General features: G+C 39.9%; 13 protein-coding genes. 1 reads left to right on the top strand and 12 read right to left on the bottom strand.

The window, feature by feature from the left end; genetic code table 11:
* Positions 1 to 118: 118 nt before the first annotated feature.
* The 9 genes from PaeCFBP13512_RS08040 to PaeCFBP13512_RS08000 form a co-directional block, all read right to left on the bottom strand.
* The gene (locus PaeCFBP13512_RS08040; protein WP_137222342.1) at positions 119 to 1,303 is read right to left on the bottom strand and encodes a methyl-accepting chemotaxis protein; all 1,185 of its coding nucleotides are present in this window, start codon (positions 1,301 to 1,303) and stop codon (positions 119 to 121) included.
* A 125-nt stretch (positions 1,304 to 1,428) separates the two neighbouring features.
* A complete protein-coding gene (locus PaeCFBP13512_RS08035) occupies positions 1,429 to 2,160 on the bottom strand; it encodes a response regulator transcription factor (RefSeq protein ID WP_069326992.1) in 732 nt (243 codons plus the stop codon).
* 89 nt (positions 2,161 to 2,249) lie between these two features.
* Positions 2,250 to 4,067 carry a two-component system histidine kinase PnpS gene (gene pnpS, locus PaeCFBP13512_RS08030; protein ID WP_069326991.1) on the bottom strand — a complete coding sequence of 606 codons (1,818 nt, stop codon included), beginning with the start codon at positions 4,065 to 4,067 and terminating at the stop codon, positions 2,250 to 2,252.
* Positions 4,064 to 5,038: a bile acid:sodium symporter family protein gene (locus PaeCFBP13512_RS08025; protein WP_137222340.1), complete on the bottom strand. Its 975-nt coding sequence runs from the start codon at positions 5,036 to 5,038 to the stop codon at positions 4,064 to 4,066. Before PaeCFBP13512_RS08025 ends, pnpS begins: the two co-directional genes overlap by 4 nt.
* A 236-nt stretch (positions 5,039 to 5,274) precedes the next feature.
* A complete protein-coding gene (locus PaeCFBP13512_RS08020) occupies positions 5,275 to 6,135 on the bottom strand; it encodes an SDR family oxidoreductase (protein WP_069326989.1) in 861 nt (286 codons plus the stop codon).
* 315 nt (positions 6,136 to 6,450) lie between these two features.
* Positions 6,451 to 6,876: a hypothetical protein gene (locus PaeCFBP13512_RS08015; protein ID WP_137222338.1), complete on the bottom strand. Its 426-nt coding sequence runs from the start codon at positions 6,874 to 6,876 to the stop codon at positions 6,451 to 6,453.
* A 222-nt stretch (positions 6,877 to 7,098) separates the two neighbouring features.
* Complete coding sequence (mdh, locus tag PaeCFBP13512_RS08010; RefSeq protein ID WP_069326987.1) at positions 7,099 to 8,043, bottom strand: malate dehydrogenase; 945 nt, start codon at positions 8,041 to 8,043, stop codon at positions 7,099 to 7,101.
* Between the two features lie 11 nt (positions 8,044 to 8,054).
* Positions 8,055 to 9,350, bottom strand: a complete 1,296-nt coding sequence (gene icd, locus PaeCFBP13512_RS08005) for an NADP-dependent isocitrate dehydrogenase (protein ID WP_069326986.1) — start codon at positions 9,348 to 9,350, stop codon at positions 8,055 to 8,057.
* A 250-nt stretch (positions 9,351 to 9,600) separates the two neighbouring features.
* Entirely contained in the window at positions 9,601 to 10,713 is a 1,113-nt protein-coding gene (locus PaeCFBP13512_RS08000) for a citrate/2-methylcitrate synthase (RefSeq protein ID WP_137222336.1), read from the bottom strand.
* Positions 10,714 to 11,099: 386 nt separating this feature from the next.
* Between PaeCFBP13512_RS08000 and ytvI the strand changes: the two genes are divergently transcribed.
* Complete coding sequence (gene ytvI / locus PaeCFBP13512_RS07995) at positions 11,100 to 12,215, top strand: sporulation integral membrane protein YtvI (protein WP_137222334.1); 1,116 nt, start codon at positions 11,100 to 11,102, stop codon at positions 12,213 to 12,215.
* 208 nt (positions 12,216 to 12,423) lie between these two features.
* Here ytvI and PaeCFBP13512_RS07990 read toward each other — a convergent pair whose 3' ends face one another.
* From PaeCFBP13512_RS07990 to pyk, 3 genes are all read right to left on the bottom strand, one after another.
* Complete coding sequence (locus PaeCFBP13512_RS07990) at positions 12,424 to 12,834, bottom strand: FxsA family protein (RefSeq protein WP_371748083.1); 411 nt, start codon at positions 12,832 to 12,834, stop codon at positions 12,424 to 12,426.
* A 30-nt stretch (positions 12,835 to 12,864) separates the two neighbouring features.
* The gene (locus PaeCFBP13512_RS07985) at positions 12,865 to 13,383 is read right to left on the bottom strand and encodes an acyl-CoA thioesterase (RefSeq protein WP_137222332.1); all 519 of its coding nucleotides are present in this window, start codon (positions 13,381 to 13,383) and stop codon (positions 12,865 to 12,867) included.
* 125 nt (positions 13,384 to 13,508) lie between these two features.
* The gene (gene pyk / locus PaeCFBP13512_RS07980; protein ID WP_069326982.1) at positions 13,509 to 14,936 is read right to left on the bottom strand and encodes a pyruvate kinase; all 1,428 of its coding nucleotides are present in this window, start codon (positions 14,934 to 14,936) and stop codon (positions 13,509 to 13,511) included.
* Positions 14,937 to 14,944 lie beyond the last annotated feature (8 nt).

The raw sequence follows: 14,944 nt of genomic DNA, 5'->3' as shown, positions 1-14,944 counted from the left end.
ATTTTCAATTCTTTTTTTTGATAACGAATGTTTTTTACATCTATTCATCATAAATCATATTTGTAAATCCCATCAGTTCGAATTGTAAACGGAATGTAAAAAATGTAAAGCTCATGATTTAACGCTGTAAAGCTTGTGCCACGATACTTGTAAGATGATCCGCTTCGTCCGCCGATTGGATCAATTGCTCTGCACTTTTAGAAGCTTCTTCTGCTTCCAACGCCATTTTGCCAAATAATTGATTGGCTTGCTTAATATACACCATACTTTGATCCATAACGGTCTCTGTTGTGTGTGTAGAAGAAGCTGATTGTTGAATCATCTCACTTAATCCGGTCAATAGCCGATTTACATCTGTAGAGAGTGCTGTAATATGAGAAGATAATTTACGCATTTCTTCGGCGACCACTGCGAATCCTTTGCCTGCTGTTGCAGCTCTAGCCGCTTCAATCGAAGCATTAAGTGCCAGCATATTACTTTGACCTGCAAGATCGGTTACAGCATGTACCACTTTACTCGCTTGCCCTGTGTAATGAAGCATATCTTCGGCTAATGTACGTTGACGTACGACCAATTGTTGTACTTCTTCAAATTGCTGATTGGCTTTATTGAGATCTTGTTGACCGGATACTGTCTGTTGCTTCATCAAATGCAGTTCACGATGACTTTCTTGAGCAGCTTGTTGAACCACTTTCACCGCATCACCAATCTGTTCTACAAATTGATGGGTCTCTTGCAAAGAAGAAATTCGTCTTTGTTCTGTCGACAACTGTAAATAGTTAGATAATTCCATAATATCGCGGATCGTGATAATTCCAGCTAGCAGACCTTGATGTGTTAATACGACACATTCATAAAAAGAGTCTCCTTCACGAGCAAGAGCAGCATCCACAACGATAGAAGCTTCTGTATCGATATCCATTGCCAAAATATGAGGCTGACTGAACATGACTGTAGATCGAGTATCATACAGTTCACTTGCAAATCGACTTGCCATATGACGATAAAACTGTTCACGCATAATTAACCCTTCAGGGCGCTGTTGTCCATCGCACAAAACAATACATGGCAGATGGGTTTGACGCTTAAAGCGAATATATGTTTCTCGACAGGTTTCTTCCACCGTAATAGCAGGTACAGTGATCAAATAACGTCGTAGACTTAATTCATCTGATAATATAGCTACACTTTCTGGTTGTGTTTCTTGAGTAATTTCAATTTCTACTTGTTCTACTGGTATGGGATGAGTTGCTATATCAATAGGTTGTGTGGTTTGCGGTTCACGTATCATTGTCTCTAACATTGATTATCGTCTCTCCTAACGAAGTAAACTAGTCTTTTAGACTCATAACCTAAGACTAAAAGATCAATGTAAACATCAATGTGTTAAAATTCGCTTATTATGTAAAAAACGCTCGACATCCCATTTTAAATGGAATGTTGAGCGCTTGTTCTTTTGCGTACGACTAATTTATAACCAACTCCACGAATTGAATCGATATGTACCGATTCAGGATCGAGTTCTAACTTTTTGCGTAAAGAGCTGACATGTACATCGACGGTACGTTGACCACCGATATAATCAAATCCCCATACGGCATTCATTAGATCATCCCGTGTCATGACTACACCTGGCTTACGTGCCAGATACAGCAAGACTTCAAATTCTTTAGGACGCAGTGTAATATGTTGTGTACCCAATGTAACTTCGTATTTATCCGGGTAAATCGTTAAATCTCCCAGTTCTATGCGACTCTCATGGGATAACTCTTCTTCTGGTTGATCTTCTCTACCAGTTGCACGGCGTAATACTGCAGCGACACGTGCTAATAGTTCAGAAACACCGAATGGCTTCGTAATATAGTCATCGGCTCCAGCTTTGAGTCCTTCCACTACTTCTTCTTCTGCATTTTTGGCTGTCAAAATCACCACAGGTGTACGAATCCCTGAACTGCGTAATTTACGCAAAATGTCTAATCCCGCCATACCTGGCAACATCAGATCAAGCAAAATCAATTCAAACGGTTCACTCTGCGCACGATCCAATCCTGCACTTCCGTGATCTTCTACAGTGACTTCATATCCTTCTTGTGTCAAATTGTAAGACAACAATCGAGATAACGTTGATTCATCTTCTATGACCAGTAATCGTTTAGCCATGATAACCTCCCACAAGGGTTCGCATTTCATACATCAATGTCAGCATATCACTCTTGTGTTAACCCTGTGTAAAATGATGTAATAAAATATTAAATATCTGGTTCATCCTCTTGTAACAACGGCAAATTGACTGTAAATGTTGTTCCAATATTAACTTCGCTTTCCACAGTTACAGTGCCGTGGTGTAAATCCACAAGATGTTTAACAATCGATAATCCAAGACCTGTACCCCCTGAAATACGTGAACGCGCTTTGTCTACCCGATAAAAACGTTCGAAAATACGTGGTAAGTCTTTTTTCGGAATACCCATACCTGTATCTCTAACATGGAAAAGAATACGTTCCTCACCATTCTCAGATACTTTCTCTTCGACTGTTAATCTTACTTTACCACCGTCTTGTGTATAGTTTACCGCATTTGAGATCAAATTGACAAAAATCTGTCGTAATCGATCTTCATCGGCTTCCATAAACATTTCTTCCGGTACATTCATTTCCATCGTAATATTCTTTTTGGCAGCAGAAGAATTTAACATCTCCCGAATGGTGTCAAAGAAAGGTTGTAAATGAATCGGTGAGAAATTGAGTGGTGAACGCTTCGATTCAATTTTGGATAATTCCAGAATGTCACCGATCAGACGGTTTAATCGTTCACTTTCATCATAGATAATTTGTAAAAAGGCTCGTGAAGTTTGTTCATCTTGCACGCCACCGCCTAGCAATGTTTCGGCAAATCCTTTGACAGCAGCAATAGGCGTTTTCAATTCATGTGATACATTAGCTACAAATTCGCTTCGCATTCTTTCTAAGCGACGAATATTGGAGATATCTTGAATCAAGAACAACATGCCCCGGTACGTATCATCATCTTCGAACATAGGTACACCATCGATCTGAATCAAGCGCGGTTCTGGATCATACAAGGTCTGTTCATCATGAATACGCTCTTTACGACGCAATCCTTCTCCAAGTAGCTTGGTCAGTTCATAATGACGTTTCAATTCGTGATACGACTTGCCTGTTAGACGCTTAGAAGTGACTCCAAGTACTTCTTCTGCAAATCGATTCACCAGTGCAACATTTCCTAATGAATTGACCATCAACATTCCACCGGTCATATTCGCCAGTACACTTTGTAACAAATCTTCGTTATCCCGAATAATTTTGAGTTGTTTTTCTAGGCTATCTGCCATATTGTCTATCGCTTTACCCAGTTCACCAATCTCATCACGACGTTCCAATTTCACTCGTGCTCCATAGTCTAAGCGAGAGATCCGATTAGCGACCACTGTAATATGTTCAAGTGGCTTGGTTAGACCGGATGCTACTCGATAACTCACAACAGCCGCCACTAGAAATAAGACGAGCAAGCTAATCCCCATCACTGTCCACGCATTGCGTACACCGATCTCTACGGCTTCAAGGCTCATGGATAACCGAATATACCCGTTGAACACATTACCTGCTTGTACAGGCGCTGCAACGTACAGCATATTCTTGTCCAGTGTAGCGCTATAGCGAATCGCACTTCCTACACCTGTCGTTGAAGCAGCACGAATTTCTTCACGATCCATATGATTGTTCATCGCATGTGGATCACTTTCAGAATCCCCGATTACAGTGCCGTCTTTCTCAATAAAAGTCACTCGTGAATCAGTTAAGTTCCCGATCTCATGTGCTTCTTGAGAATAATATTTGAAAATATCTTCAGAAGGCTTACCGCTTGTACCTGTTGATCTAAAATCAAACGTTGTTTCCAACAAACGAATTTCACGAACCATGTTGTCTTCGAGTGTTTGAATATGTGAGCTTTTGAATATTTGACCCATTGTCAGTGCCGCTGCTAGACCAAGTACACCGAGCAGGATCATCAGAATCAATGTCAAACGAATGCGGAAAGGCTTCATGCATCTCTTCCTTTACGATAATTTGAAATACGCATAAAAATAGAATACTGGAGCGTTGCCATCGGCTGTTGAAGCATAATCCCTAGTACCACGGGTACAGCTGTCTGCGGGCTAAAATAAGCCATCGCAATCACCATCCCGACCGAAATATTACGCATCCCTGAAGCATAGGCTAATGTCACAGGTAACGACTGCCCTTCCCCTTTGCGACGAAGAATCGCCGACGCGACATACCCCAGTCCATAACATAAAGCGACCAATATCATCACAGAAGGCACGACTAATAGTAGATCACCACGCAATGATTGGAGTTGTGGAGCAATCGCCGCTGCATTTAACAATACGACTCCTGCAAAACACAATTTGGCTAACGGTTGCGTAATTGGAGCTGACCAATCACGGAACTTTCCACCTGATAACTCATAGACCATCATACCTGCAAATGTAGGTAATACAATCAGTAATAATAAATCTTTGAACATATGTAAAGTATCGAACTGTATATCTGCACCGAAAAACACTTCGATTAGCACAGGCACGACAAAAGGGCTAAGTGCCGAATCCACGATCACTAACGTTAATGCTAATGCCACATTACCGAAAGACATCCCGACCCATAAGACAGAAGATACGCCTAAAGGGATAGCCGCAAATAATACCAAGCCTACCGTATAAGGAGAATCACTACCGAATAATAAAAGTCCTAATCCGTAAGCGATTAAAGGTGCGGCAATATGGGCTAACAATAAAGTGACGATAATAGGTGCAGGCTTGGTCAATACGCCTTTTAAATGTTTTCGTCCACAACCAAGTCCCATCACAAAAGTAACATAAGCAAATAACCCTGGAATCCAACCGACAAAAGGTAACAATGGCTTCGATATAAAGAATCCCAAAACCAGTGTACACGGAATAATCAAAAACATATACTTTTCAAAAAAACGAGTAAATGTGGCTGCATGTTCTCTCATGACGTAATCTTCATCTCCAAAAGTTAACATATTTCAATGTACCGATCACTTATAGTGACAAGTATTATCATACCAGAGGTTGCAGAATAAGTCCCTTTCCTACATCCTATGATATTTGTGTTGTATACAAAAAAAGACGATAGCACAGGTCAATAACTCCCTGATCTACCGTCTTTCCATATTTTTGTGATTTTAATATGATGTTATTGTCAAATCTATGCTAGATAACGTCTGTATTATCCGTTAATGATCTCGCCACCGTTAACATGAATAATCTGACCGCTTACGTAAGAAGAATCTGTACTTGCTAGATATACATAAGCTGGAGCAACTTCTTCCGGTTGTCCCGGACGCTTCATCGGTTGGCTTGCTCCGAATTTGCTTACTTTTTCTTCGTCAAATGAAGCAGGAATCAATGGCGTCCAGATCGGACCTGGAGCAACAGCATTGACACGAATTCCTTTTTCTACAATATTCATAGATAGAGCACGTGTAAAGGCTGTGATTGCACCTTTGGTAGAAGAGTAATCCAACAATACAGGTTCACCACGATAAGCGGTAACTGATGTCGTATTGATGATAGCAGAACCTTCTTTAAGATGCGGTACAGCTGCTTTGGTAATAAAGAACATACCGAAAATATTCGTACGGAAAGTACGTTCTAACTGTTCAGCCGTGATATCTACGATACTTTGTTGAACATGTTGTTCTGCTGCATTATTGACAACAATATCTAATTTACCTAATTCAGATACGGTTTTTTCTACAGCTTGCTTCGCAAATGATTCGTCGCCTACATCACCTGGAAGTAAAATACATTTACGTCCTTCTTGCTCGACAAACTTTTTGGTTTCTTCTGCATCACCATGTTCATCTTTGTAGACAATCGCTACATCTGCACCTTCTTTAGCGTACAAAATAGCTACAGCACGGCCGATACCACTATCCCCACCTGTAATGATTGCTACTTTATCTTTCAGCTTACCTGCTGCCTGATACGCAGGCGCTTTAAATTCTGGACGTGGAGTCATTTCCGATTCGATTCCTGGTTGTTTTTCCTGATGTTGTGGAGGTAATGTTTGTTCTTCGCTAGACATAATTAATTCTCCTCTCGAATATAAAAAATGGATGATTCACACATGCATAAGATGATTCCATTTGTTGCTTCCGTCCATTATTTACCACTGTCTATACATGTTTAAACATCTATTTCATTATAAATTAATGTATTGAAATACACATTTTGGGGTAAATATCCTAATTTCAATAACCGAAACATTCAGCAAGCAAATCAACAAAAAACCGCTACTTCAAAAGTAACGGTTGGTCGCCTATATCCAATTATGTGTACGTTCTTATCCATCTGTTCAGATGGTCTACTATGTGTGGGTAAACGTGTCTACGCTACAATATTAAATAATGTCGCGGAATACCATAAAGAAACTAATAACAACCAGACATACAGCCAGTATCATGCTTAGTGACCGAATTTTGCCGATGTGGAGTGTAATATTTTTGTTCTCATTGATATCGGCGAGTGCTAATCGTAAAGGCTTACCCATAATTCCACCAATCGCAGCGATTGCCAAAAATAATACAAACACAACAACCATCCAAGCGATTGAATAATTGCCTTTGGTCATTAAGTATCCGCCTGTTAATAACTGCACAATCAATCCAAATTGGGCGATACGATTCAATGTACGAATCATAGCAATACTGCCTGATTGGGCTTCTGCTGAACTGTTAGCTATTTTACTTGTCACAACAGGTAAAAACAAATAAAAGCCCATCGACAATGCTCCTAAGATGTGTATAAACACTAATACTTCTGCCATCCTTTAACCTCCACTCTTTTTATCTATAGCCACTCTAGCGATCAATCGGCTATACTCTATTATTTTAACGGATAAAGCTATGAAAATACATATTTTCGTCTTGATTTTATAAGGTCGTGTGTCTAATTTTTGTCATATTAGTAAAAATTGTTTGTACTTAAATTTAAATCAAAACATAACAAAAAGGCTCCCACAGAATGTGGAAACCTTTTTGTTTAGACATTATACGTTAACGATTTTAAGCACGTTACGGACAGAATCAGCAGATTTCTCAAGAGCAGCTTTTTCCTCGGAGGTCAATTCCAATTCAAAGATTTTCTCGATTCCACCGCCCCCTAGAATAGCAGGTACGCCCATAAAGAGATCGTTATAACCATATTCGCCTTCTAAATAAGCAATAATCGGTAAAATACGCTTCTTGTCTTTCAGAACCGCTTCTGTCATTTGTACAAGTGATGCTGCCGGGGCATAGTAAGCACTACCATTTCCCAATAGATTCACAATTTCCCCTCCGCCTACACGGGTGCGTTGTACAATTTCTTGAATACGTTCTTTGGAGATCAATGTATCGATCGGAATACCGCCTACACTAGAATAGCGTACTAACGGCACCATATCGTCACCATGACCACCCAACACAAATCCACGTACATCTTCTACCGATACATTTAGTTCTTCTGCAATAAAGGTACAATAGCGAGCTGTATCCAGTACACCGGATTGTCCGATCACACGATTTTTGGGAAAGCCCAAAGATTGATACGCGACATAAGTCATTGCATCTACAGGATTGCTCAAAATAATCACAATCGCTTCAGGTGAATATTGCTTGACTTGTTCACATACCGATTTGACGATTCCTGCATTCGTATTCACGAGATCATCGCGGCTCATACCCGGCTTACGAGCAATACCTGCTGTGATAATCACCACATCCGAAGATGCTGTGTCCTCATAATCAGATGTCCCTTTAATCTGGCTATCAAAGCCCTGTACAGGACTTGCTTCCATCATATCGAGCGCTTTACCTTTAGTTGGGTTCTCCAACTGTGGAATATCAACCAGTACTACGTCACCAAGTTCCTTTTGAGCAAGCATCAAAGCTGTAGTTGCACCGGTAAAACCGGCACCGACCACTGTGATTTTTTTGCGCTTAATGACGGTCATAGGTTATCCTCCTACATGTTTTCGATGATTTTGTCAGCAAACTCAGAACATTTCACTTCTGTTGCGCCATCCATTAGACGAGCAAAGTCATATGTTACTGTTTTGTTGTTGATTGATTTTTCTAGACCTTTATAGATCAATGCAGAAGCATCATGCCATCCCAAGTGATCCAATAACATAACACCAGACAAAATTACAGAACCTGGGTTTACTAGATCTTTGTCAGCATATTTAGGAGCTGTACCATGAGTTGCTTCGAAAATAGCATGTCCTGTTACATAGTTAATGTTTGCGCCCGGTGCAATACCGATTCCGCCTACTTGTGCAGCAAGAGCATCAGACAAGTAGTCACCGTTCAAGTTCAATGTAGCAATAACATCAAATTCATTTGGACGTGTTAATACTTGTTGCAATGCGATATCAGCAATAGCATCTTTTACGATGATTTTGCCAGCATCTTCAGCTGCTTTTTGAGCTGCGTTTGCTTCATCTGCACCTTTTTCTTCTTTGATCTTGTCATATTGTGCCCAAGTGAACACTTTATCACCGAATTCTGCTTCAGCCACTTCATAACCCCAGTTTTTGAAAGCTCCTTCAGTAAATTTCATGATATTTCCTTTGTGTACCAAAGTAACTGTTTTGCGCTCGTGATCAATAGCGTATTGAACAGCAGCACGAACCAGACGTTTGGAACCTTCTTCAGATACAGGCTTGATACCGATACCGGATGTTTCTGGGAAACGAATTTTGTTAACGCCCATTTCGTCTTTCAAGAATGCCAATACTTTTTTCACTTCTTCTGTACCTTCTTGGTACTCGATACCTGCATAGATATCTTCTGTATTCTCACGGAAAATAACCATATCTACCAATTCAGGACGTTTTACAGGAGAAGGTACGCCGTCAAAGTAACGAACAGGACGAAGACATACATACAGATCCAATTCTTGACGAAGAGCTACGTTCAATGAACGAATACCACCACCGATAGGTGTAGTCAAAGGTCCTTTGATCGCTACAATATATTCGCGAATTGCAGTCAGCGTATCAGCTGGCAACCACTCGTCGTATGTATTGAACGCTTTTTCACCGGCAAATACTTCGTACCATGCGATTTTTTTGGAACCACCGTAAGCTTTTTCTACCGCTGCATCCAATACACGTACAGATGCTTTCCAGATATCGCGTCCTGTACCATCACCTTCAATAAAAGGGACGATCGGGTTGTTAGGTACATTAAGAACTCCATCATTGATTGTGATTTTCTCACCAGTAGTAGGTAATTCGTATTTTTCAAACTTCGGCATAATTATGTTCCTCCTTAAGGGATATGGCTGTGGCATCGTAAGAGAAGGCGTTTACACACATCAAAAGGAAACCTTTGAATACCCTATACACTTGGGTATAAATTACTCGCCGGCTCCTCTTCAGGTATATGCATGGTACAAATCATTTGTATATGCTTACCTTCACAGACATGCACAGTTCTGTCTTTATTTTACCAGACGTTGGGTCATATGAGAAATATCTACTTGCATATAAAATGAAATACTGATTTTAGCGCTGTTCGATCGGAATATATTTTTGATCAACAGGTCCTACATATTCTGCACGAGGACGGATAATACGGTTGTTTTCATATTGCTCCAAAATATGTGCAGACCATCCAGATACACGGCTGATTGCAAAAATAGGTGTAAACAAATTGCGCGGAATACCTAACATGGTATAAACAGAAGCTGAATAGAAATCAACATTCGGTTTGAGTCCTTTGCTACCCGTTACAATTTCTTCGATCCGAATACACATTTCGTATAGACTTAGATCGTTGTTCATTTCACCTAGCTCTTTGGACATTTTTTGTAAATGCTTGGCACGTGGATCACCATTTTTGTATACACGGTGACCAAAGCCCATGATTTTTACTTTGTTGTCTAGTTGTTCTTGGATATAACCTTCTAGACGGTCCATCGAACCGATCTCTTCAAGCATTTTCATAACCGCTTCATTTGCTCCACCATGTAGTGGGCCTTTAAGCGCGCCAATTGCTGAAGTAATACCAGAATGAATATCAGACAAAGTCGCTACAGTAACGCGAGCAGCAAATGTAGAAGCATTTAACTCATGATCCGCATGCAGAACAAGTGCTTGATCTAATGCTTTAACTGCTGTATCTTCAGGATCTTCGCCATTTAACATATACAAGAAGTTATGAGCAATCGATACGCCTTTTTTAGGAGCGACCGGCTCTTTACCACTTGCAATACGTCCAAGAGCAGCTACAATCGCAGGCAATTGTGCTTGCAATTTGACTACTTTTTTATGATTAGCTTCTTGGCTCATATCTTCAGCTAGATCATCATATAGAGCAAGAGCAGAGATCGCACTACGAAGAGCTGCCATCTGATTCATATCTTTAGGATAAAGTTTCATTTGCGCAATCAATGGTTCTGGTAAGGTAGCATATTCATCTAGATCTTTTTGCAATTGATCTAGCTCTGCTTGATTTGGAAGTTTGCCAAACCATAACAAATAAGCCACTTCCTCAAAACTTGCGTTAATAGCTAAGTCATCAATATCGATTCCACGGTATGTAAGTACGCCGTCAACGATAGAACTAATAGATGAACTTGCTGCAACAACGCCTTCCAATCCTTTAGTAGCTGTCATATTACTCTCTCCTTTGCAGAACGGAATGATTGTGATTTTGCCCATTTACGGGAATGAAAACATTTACATTTTTAAATATGGAAAAATTTAAAAACTGGCTAGTAAGGTCCTTCACAATTGTTGAAAAGAGTTCTAATGATCCAAACACCTACCACTAACCTTCCAAGGACCTTCTCTCATCATACTTTATTTTGACGGAGTTGTGAACAAAAGGAGAAGTGTTTGTGACATCAAATTGTTTTATCAGCTTCATAAGAATTTTTTTGTAACCCTTTACATTATCAATTATAAGCCCTTTCGTTTCAAAAGTCTTGTCTGCCGTTTAACATCATATATGATGCTGATTACATATTTATGACTATATTGAGTAGAAGGAGAGCCATTCATTGAATATTATGATCCGTAATCGGATTTTACGTGGAATATGGGTACTGGTCGCTATTGTGATTACGGCTATTGCTGTACGTTATCTTTTTCCGCTTCTTTATCCATTATTGCTTGCCTGGTTATTTGCTTATGCAATGAATCCGTTAGTGCGGTTATTGCAGAATCGTGCTCGCTTTCCACGTTGGTTAGCTGTTTCGATTTCATTGCTTGTTTATTTTGGTGGATTGTTAGCCCTTTTGTCTTTTCTAGTGACAAGGCTTGTTCAACAAACGATCACACTGATGCAGACGTTCAACGATCATATGGATAGTTGGCGTGATATGTTTGTCGGGTGGACCAAAAATGACAGTCTACAAAATATTACGAATCAAATCAATGGATTTTTGAAAGACACTCCTTATGGGGATACGATCAATAACAACCTTGATCAAACTACGCAAAGTCTTTCAAGTACGGTAAGTAGTATTGTGACAGGTATTCTTAACTATCTATTAGGTTTTTTAACAGCACTGCCTAACTTTGCATGGATTATTGTGGTTATTGTATTATCTGCTTTTTTTATCAGTAATAGCTGGGAAAAGCATACCCGTATCGTCTCAGGTTGGTTTCCTTCTAATATCCGATTGACGATGGTGACGATTTGGCGTGATTTGCAAAAAGCATTGTTGGGTTATGTACGTGCACAATTTATTTTAATTTCGATCACAGGTATTATTGTTATTATCGGACTGTTTATTTTACGAGTCGAATCGGCTTTGTTGATTGGTCTACTGATCGGTGCTGTCGATCTACTGCCTTATCTTGGCGTAGGGATTGTGATGATACCGTGGGCGATCTACAACTTCATGAGCGGCGATCTCAGTCTAGGGATTGGTCTAAGTGTACTTTATGTCATTGTGTTGGTTGTACGGCAGATTATGGAGCCTAAAGTGCTAGCCAGTAGTGTAGGTCTTGATCCTTTAGCCACCTTAATCAGTATGTTTGTAGGACTCAAGCTATTTGGAGCTCTAGGACTATTGATTGGACCTGTAACGCTTGTTATTGTTTCTGCTCTCAATCGTGCTAATGTGTTCCGTGATCTGCGCAACTATATTGTGAATGGCAAAGCAAGATAAGTCATTGCATAAGGATGTAGAATCCATTTCTCAACCTTATATTTTTACACTATCCTATCAGAAATAATCATTACCATCTTATAAAAACAGACTAAAACAGGCAGTCCTTTTAGAAGTAATCATCTAAAGGACTGCCTGTTTGTTATGATCGATTGTGACCCTTTGATAAAGCGCCTATTCATCTAAAACATGACTAAAGTAGGTAAGCTTATTGACCACCACGGTGAATCGTAATACTGCCTTTTTTCATCCGCTTCTCTATCCAGCGTAATAACAGATTACGATAAATTGGACGTGTTAATGGGAATACAAGCGTAAATCCGATAATATCCAAAATAAAGCCCGGTAATACTAACATCACTCCGCCTACAAACACACATAGACCGTCTAACATTCTTCGTCCTGGTGGTTCGCCAGCGTCCATCTGTTGCTTGGTATCTTCAATCACTTTACGTCCTTCAAATCTCATCATCAATATACCAACCAGCGATGTGGTGAGTAAAAGAATAAGGGTGTTCCAGCCACCGATCCATTCAATCATCTGTAAAAAAACATACCATTCTAGGAGTGGTACTATAATAATCAATGCAATAATCCATTTGCCGATGCCCTTACCCAAAAGTACCTCTCCTTTCTCTATCCAACCAGACTACATCTGTAAAGATTCTACAAGTGCATAATACAACGCAGGCACTTGTTTATCAAGTCGTACAGGCTTGAAGTCTTTATTAACCCACACATGTCTGGTAGAACCGCTTGTCAAAGGCGTTCCCGGTAACTCTTCATCCCTTTTAAAAATAGGACGTTCTCCAGCAGATGAAGAATCCCCTACGGCTGTATCATGTTCATCTAATAAGTGGATTTTGTACTCATAATCTATACGAAGCTTGGAAAACTCTGTTATACGGGTATAGATTGCTACACGATCATCATATCTTGCTGGATGTCCATATGACAATGACGCATCGATTAATGGTAATAATAATCCTGCGGCTTCCATATCCCTATAACGGAATCCTAGATCCCGAATCATTTCGGTACGTCCTAATTCAAACCAATTCAAATAATTTGTATGATACACTACGCCCATTGGATCATTTTCTTGATAACGTACACGAAAAGCTATTCCGTGCCAATCGCTAGGTAAGTTTAATCGTTCTTTTGCCATCATGTGGTACCTCTGCTTTCATTTCAAAATTTAAATAGGTCTATAAAAATCATCAAAAAAAGCAATGGAATGATCCACTGCTTTCTCTGATATGATGCTATCTTGCACTATTGATTGATATTCTATTACGATTTAGCAGGCATTTGAGCCACTTTGATCAAGTTCGTAGAACCGGATTGACCCAAAGGAATACCCGCAGTAATCACAACCAAATCGCCTTCTTTAAGTAGACCTGAATCATGTCCACCTTGCAAAGCAATTTCAAACAACTCATCTGTAGAATGAGCTTGTGTACCTTTAACAGGCAACACACCCCATGCTAGAGAAAGACGACGCATTGTTTGCTCCAATGTGGTTACAGCAATAATTGGAGATTGCGGACGGTATTTAGAAACAGTACGTGCTGTATGACCAGACTCTGTAGAAGAAATGATCGCTGCTGCGTTCAAGTCCATTGCAGAGTTTGTTACAGATTGACTGATCGCTTCTGTTACTGTTGTTTGTTGTGCATGTGTTTGTTTAAGGAACAACTCGTGATAGTTCAAAGCAGATTCTGCTTTTTCAGCAATACGAGACATTGTCAATACAGATTCAACTGGGTATTTACCAGCAGCTGTTTCACCAGAAAGCATGATTGCATCTGTACCGTCGAAAATAGCGTTCGCTACGTCACTTGCTTCAGCGCGAGTAGGACGCGGGTTACGTTGCATTGAATCCAACATTTGTGTAGCTGTAATAACTGGTTTCCCTACACGATTACATTTTTCGATCATGCGTTTTTGTACCAATGGTACTTCTTCCGCAGGGATTTCTACGCCCAAGTCACCACGAGCAACCATCAAACCGTCAGATACAGCAAGGATTTCATCCAAGTTATCTACACCTTGTTGGTTTTCAATTTTAGAGATGATGTGGATATGGCTACCACCTTTGCTCTCTAACAATTGACGGATTTCAAGAACATCGCTTGCTTTACGTACAAAAGAAGCCGCGATAAAGTCTACACCCTGCTCGATACCGAAGATAATATCGTTAGCATCTTTTTCTGTAATACCTGGAAGTGAAATATTTACTCCTGGTACGTTAACGCCTCTACGACTTTTGATTTGTCCACCGTTAACGATACGGCATTTAATTTCAGTACCTTGAACTTCAACAACAGTCAAACCGATCAAACCGTCATCGATCAAAATTGTTGAACCGACTTCAACGTCACTTGGAAGATCTTTGTAAGTCACGTGCATACGATGTTGGTCACCCAAAATATCTTCTGTAGTCAAAGTTACATATTCATCTTGAACTAATTCTACTGGTTCTTCTTTAAATTTACCGGTACGGATTTCAGGACCTTTGGTATCCAGCAGGATGGCTACTGTTTTACCTAATTCTTTGCTTGCTTGTTTAATGTTTTTAACACGGTTACCATGCTCTTCAAAATCACCATGAGAAAAGTTAAGGCGAGCGACGTTCATACCTGCCATAATTAATTTCTTCGTGTTTTCTAAAGACTCACTTGCCGGTCCGATCGTACATACAATTTTAGTTTTACGCATAATTGATT

It is taken from the genome of Paenibacillus sp. CFBP13512, from assembly GCF_005233705.1.
Taxonomy (GTDB): Bacteria; Bacillota; Bacilli; order Paenibacillales; family Paenibacillaceae; genus Saccharibacillus; species Saccharibacillus nuruki.
This window is presented reverse-complemented; position numbering and strand designations above follow the sequence as displayed.

What these genes read in the sequence shown, in the direction of transcription:
- mdh (WP_069326987.1), bottom strand. Translation starts at nt 8,043, where the DNA reads ATGACCGTCATTAAGCGCAAAAAAATCACAGTGGTCGGTGCCGGTTTT.
- PaeCFBP13512_RS08015 (WP_137222338.1), bottom strand. Translation starts at nt 6,876, where the DNA reads ATGGCAGAAGTATTAGTGTTTATACACATCTTAGGAGCATTGTCGATG.
- PaeCFBP13512_RS08020 (WP_069326989.1), bottom strand. Translation starts at nt 6,135, where the DNA reads ATGTCTAGCGAAGAACAAACATTACCTCCACAACATCAGGAAAAACAA.
- PaeCFBP13512_RS07985 (WP_137222332.1), bottom strand. Translation starts at nt 13,383, where the DNA reads ATGGCAAAAGAACGATTAAACTTACCTAGCGATTGGCACGGAATAGCT.
- PaeCFBP13512_RS08035 (WP_069326992.1), bottom strand. Translation starts at nt 2,160, where the DNA reads ATGGCTAAACGATTACTGGTCATAGAAGATGAATCAACGTTATCTCGA.
- icd (WP_069326986.1), bottom strand. Translation starts at nt 9,350, where the DNA reads ATGCCGAAGTTTGAAAAATACGAATTACCTACTACTGGTGAGAAAATC.
- PaeCFBP13512_RS08000 (WP_137222336.1), bottom strand. Translation starts at nt 10,713, where the DNA reads ATGACAGCTACTAAAGGATTGGAAGGCGTTGTTGCAGCAAGTTCATCT.
- pnpS (WP_069326991.1), bottom strand. Translation starts at nt 4,067, where the DNA reads ATGAAGCCTTTCCGCATTCGTTTGACATTGATTCTGATGATCCTGCTC.
- pyk (WP_069326982.1), bottom strand. Translation starts at nt 14,936, where the DNA reads ATGCGTAAAACTAAAATTGTATGTACGATCGGACCGGCAAGTGAGTCT.
- PaeCFBP13512_RS08025 (WP_137222340.1), bottom strand. Translation starts at nt 5,038, where the DNA reads ATGAGAGAACATGCAGCCACATTTACTCGTTTTTTTGAAAAGTATATG.
- PaeCFBP13512_RS08040 (WP_137222342.1), bottom strand. Translation starts at nt 1,303, where the DNA reads ATGTTAGAGACAATGATACGTGAACCGCAAACCACACAACCTATTGAT.